Genomic DNA, 873 nt, shown 5'->3' with positions numbered 1-873 from the left:
CTTCCTCACCCATCTCCGTTTAGAACTCGAGGGCCTGAAGACGGCCGGGTTGTACAAGTCGGAGCGTGTGATCACCTCGAAGCAGGCGGGCGAGATTGCGGTCGCCTCGGGCGAGCGGGTGCTCAACTTCTGCGCCAACAACTATCTCGGCCTTGCCGACAGTGAAGAACTGGCGGACGCCGGCAAGCGGGCGCTCGACCGTTACGGCTACGGCATGGCGTCGGTGCGTTTCATCTGCGGCACGCAGGAGGAGCATAAACAGCTGGAGGCGCGCATCTCGTCCTTCCTCGGCCTGGAAGACACGATCCTCTATTCCTCGTGCTTCGACGCCAATGGCGGCCTGTTCGAGACGCTCTTGGGCGAGGACGACGCGATCATCTCCGACGCGCTCAACCACGCCTCGATCATCGACGGCGTGCGGCTGTCGAAGGCGAAGCGCTTCCGCTACGCCAACAACGACATGGCGGCGCTGGAAGAGGAGCTGAAGAAGGCCGAAGGCAGCCGCTTCAAGCTGATCGCCACCGACGGCGTGTTTTCGATGGACGGCATCATCGCCAATCTCGGCGGGGTCTGCGACCTCGCCGACAAGTATGGCGCCATGGTCATGGTCGACGACAGCCATGCGGTCGGCTTTGTCGGCAAGAACGGTCGCGGCTCGGCCGAACATTGCGGCGTCGAAGGCCGCATCGACATCATCACCGGCACGCTCGGCAAGGCGCTCGGCGGTGCCTCGGGCGGTTATACCTCGGGCAGGGCCGAGGTGGTCGAGTGGCTGCGGCAGCGCTCGCGGCCCTATCTGTTTTCCAACACGCTGGCGCCGGTGATTGCGGCGGCATCGCTGAAGGTGTTCGACCTGATCGACAACGGCGATGC

The 873-nt window shown here is 64.1% G+C and carries 1 protein-coding gene; it reads left to right on the top strand.

Translation table 11 applies throughout. The features are described 5' to 3' along the window. On the top strand, window positions 1-873 hold an 873-nt coding region (locus C1A35_RS35610; protein ID WP_104668913.1), incomplete at both ends, for a glycine C-acetyltransferase.

The organism is Ensifer adhaerens, assembly GCF_002940685.1.
Classification (GTDB): domain Bacteria; phylum Pseudomonadota; class Alphaproteobacteria; order Rhizobiales; family Rhizobiaceae; genus Ensifer; species Ensifer adhaerens_E.
The sequence above is the reverse complement of the archived record's forward strand: the minus strand, read 5'-3'. Positions and strand labels throughout refer to the sequence as shown.